The sequence below is a fragment of the Moorena sp. SIO2C4 genome (assembly GCF_010672485.1).
In the GTDB taxonomy this organism is placed as follows: domain Bacteria; phylum Cyanobacteriota; class Cyanobacteriia; order Cyanobacteriales; family Coleofasciculaceae; genus Moorena; species Moorena producens.
In genome coordinates this window covers 1-3638 of record NZ_JAAHGN010000789.1, presented here as the reverse complement: position 1 = coordinate 3638, position 3638 = coordinate 1, and the positions used below count along the sequence as shown (strand labels likewise).

Genomic DNA, 3638 nt, shown 5'->3' with positions numbered 1-3638 from the left:
AGCTATCAGCTATCAGCTATCAGCTATCAGCTATCAGCTATCAGCTATCAGCTATCAGCTATCAGCTATCAGCTATCAGCTATCAGCTATCAGCTATCAGCTATCAGCTATCAGCTATCAGCTATCAGCGATTAGCGCACGCGACTTGAGGTGCTTTTGAATAAAATAAGCTGACCGCTGTTCGCGTAGCGTGGCCTTTGGCCAAGGCTGAAGGCTGACCGCTGACCGCTGACCGCTAACCGCTGAATGCTTAAAAATAAGGATAAAAATTATGTCAATTAAAGTCTACGGTATTCCCAACTGCGGCACTTGCAAAAAAGCATTTAAATGGCTGGAAGATAACAGTGTTGACTATGATTTTATCAACACAAAAGAGCATCCACCAACTGCTGATATGATTAGCAGCTGGGTAGAAGCCTTGGGCTCTAAACCCATGCGTAATACGTCTGGGAAATCCTACCGTGAAATAGGTGAAGAAAAAAAGACTTGGACCGAAGAGCAGTGGGTTGAAGCCTTTGCCAAAGATGCGATGCTGCTGAAACGACCCCTGTTTGTGAAGGATGGCACAGCGGTGTTGGTAGGGTTTAGGGCAAATGAAGAAACGATACGAGAAAAATTGGTAATATAGTATTTTTGTCGTAATTATCAATAGAATAAACCAAACTATCGAGCCCAAGGATGAGTAAAGAAACAGATATAGTTGTAATTGGCAGTGGGATTGGTGGTTTATGCTGCGCCTCTCTTCTAGCTCGCTACGGTTTTAACGTCACAGTCTGCGAGAGCCACTCAATCCCTGGTGGTGCTGCTCACGCTTTTGAGCGCAATGGATTCAAGTTTGACTCCGGTCCGTCTCTTTACTCAGGTTTGTCTTATAGCCCTTCTTCTAATCCTCTGCGACAACTGCTAGATGCCATTGGTGAGGATTTATCTTGGGAAACCTACAAGACATGGGGTTGCCGTTTGCCTGAAGGTGACTTTGACACCTCCGTTGGTGCGGATCAGTTTTGTGAAGTTCTAGCCAGGCTTCGTGGTAATGATGCTGTAACCGAATGGCGTGAGCTTCAGCGGGTGATGGAACCCCTAGCTAAGGCTGCGATCGCAATTCCCCTCGCTGCCATCCGTTTTGATCTTGGCGCAGTGGTCACCCTCAGCCGATTTGCCCCCTCTTTCCTACCATATCTTGGGAATTCTATCAAGCTCAGAGGACCCTTTAGCCAGATAATGGACGGTGTTCTCAAAGACAACTTTAGCCGTAATTGGCTGGATTTGCTTTCTTTTCTATTATCTGGACTACCAGCGGATGGAACCATTGCGGCAGAGATGGCCTTTATGTTTGCGGAATGGTATCGACCAGGGGTAGTGCTAGACTATCCCATTGGTGGTAGTGGTGCCCTAGTTGATGCCCTAGTGCGGGGATTAGAAAAACATGGCGGTCAGTTGATAGTTAATGCTCATGTTGAAGAAGTGATAGTCGAGCACAACCGTGCCGTAGGTGTGCGTCTGCGGGGCAGCAAAGAAATCCGAGCCCGTAAAACAGTAGTGTCTAATATCTCAGTATGGGATACCCTCAAACTACTGCCAGATTCAGCAATACCAAAATCCTATCGAGCCAAGAGAAACGCCACCCCTGAGTGTGATAGCTTCATGCATCTGCACTTAGGCATTGACGCAGAAGGACTAGAAAAAGACCTAGCCTGCCACTACATTATCGTTAATGACTGGGAAAAGGGTGTTACCGCTCCCCAGAATATAGTAGTGCTATCGATTCCATCCCTTCTAGACCCATCCCTAGCACCACCAGGAAAACACGTGATTCACGTTTATACTCCAGGTAACGAACCCTATGAACTCTGGCAAGGCATGAATCGTAACAGTGAAGCCTATGCACAACAAAAGCAGGTGCGTGCAGAAATCATGTGGAAAGGATTGGAGCGGATCATTCCAGACATTCGTTCCCGTTGTGAAGTCACTCTAGTCGGTACACCACTCACCCACGAACGCTTTCTGCGCCGCCACCGAGGTTCCTACGGTCCAGCAATTCGAGCAGGAGTTGGCATCTTTCCTGGTCCTGGCACACCCCTACCTGGACTAATGTGCTGTGGAGACTCAACCTTTCCCGGTATTGGTTTACCAGCAGTTGCCGCCAGCGGGATGATTACTGCCAATACCCTTGTACCGGTTTCAAAGCATTTGGAAATGCTGAAAACGATTGGGTTGTGACCTAGATTGGGCAACTATCGTCAGCCGTCAGCCGTCAGCCGTCAGCCGTCAGTGGTCAGCCGTCAGTGGTCAGCCGTCAGCCGTCAGCAGACTTAACTCAGATTAAACCAATGCTTACCTCTTTTATTAAAAAGCACCTCAAGTAGCGTGCGCATTAGCTGATAGCTGATAGCTGATAACTGATAGCTGATAGCTGATAGCTGATAGCTGATAGCTTACCTATAACTAAGGATCACCAACTAGCAAAAAAGCAGCCCAATAATAGGGATGGGTAAAGCTTTGTTTTCCAAATCCTGACAATTCTGAGGATAAAGCAATTTTCTTGCCAGAGCTATATAAGTGATCATTCTCGATCCGGACATTGCCTCGAATCATTGCCAACTGTGCCTGTCGCAAGGCTTCAGTTTTACTCGGTGTCTTGTTCAACTGACGGTAAAACTCTGTAGTCAGCCCCAGAGCCCCTTGGTCACTGACAGACCAAAGGGTTGCTAGAGTGGAGTCAACCCCTGCCTGAAAGGCTGAGCCAGCAAAACCTAGCTCTGCTTCCCGATTTCCCAAAGCGGTTTGGCAAGCGCTGAGTACCAACAACTCTACCGATGGCTCAGAAAACAGATTTTCCACTTGATCGAGCCCCAGTTTTTCGTCCCACATTTGAATATAAGAATTTTCAGGAGCTCCCTGATTAAACTGAGCATGGGTAGCTAAGTGAATGATGCCAAATTTCCGTTTTTTTCGTTGAGCCTTTAAATTTTCCAGAGTGAAGCTTTCGTTGAGAAAATAGTTACCTTTCCACAGTTTGTTGATAATTGTTTGTAACTCGACTTTTACCCAAGGCAAATCCTGTTTATCAGAAAATTGGGAGGCTCCCATCGCCAGCAGTCGCAAGGATTGAACATGGGTAAACCGAGAATAGGTCAAACTAAGGCTAGGCACCAGGCTGACACTATAATTTTCCACTAGATAATTCTTTTGATCGTGGAGAGCAGCCAGGGGTAGGGAGCGCAACCCCTGATCCATGGCAAATATCAGGCTCTCGATCTTATTAGCTTTTAACTCAGCCTCCAACGGTCCGATCAGCCATTGGTAAAGTTGCTGAGCTGGTTTGAGATAATCCTTATCATCCAAGCTTCGGGGATTTATCAGTGTTCGATGAAAGGTCCTAGTCACAGCTAGGACTTCAGCACGATTTGCGTTATAGACTCGCCGCAGAATTGGATTACCGTCTGCTGTGATCAGCAACAGTTCTAGCTGGTCATCGTTTTGTTGTAAGCATTTTTCCGGTTCTAAAGGTAGATCAGAGGGTCGGTAACCAAATCTTCGGTCAATTTCGGCTGCTGGGATTGCTGGAGTTTGGCATCGAGTTCCTGGTAATGTCAGGGAGTTTTGGACAAAACTGACATAAATAACCCCAGTCTTGA

Annotated in this window: 3 protein-coding genes; 2 read left to right on the top strand and 1 reads right to left on the bottom strand. The window is 46.8% G+C overall.

The genetic code is table 11. The features are described 5' to 3' along the window. The first annotated feature begins 271 nt into the window (after positions 1–271). Positions 272–628 (top strand): Spx/MgsR family RNA polymerase-binding regulatory protein, encoded by a 357-nt coding sequence (locus F6K20_RS29080; protein WP_008179116.1) that lies wholly within the window; start codon positions 272–274, stop codon positions 626–628. Between the two features lie 50 nt (positions 629–678). After that, positions 679–2220, top strand: a complete 1542-nt coding sequence (locus F6K20_RS29075; protein ID WP_287297002.1) for a phytoene desaturase family protein — start codon at positions 679–681, stop codon at positions 2218–2220. A 225-nt stretch (positions 2221–2445) separates the two neighbouring features. Here F6K20_RS29075 and F6K20_RS29070 read toward each other — a convergent pair. Then, a partial coding sequence (locus F6K20_RS29070; protein WP_287297000.1) for a CHAT domain-containing protein occupies positions 2446–3638 on the bottom strand: 1193 nt, incomplete at its 5' end.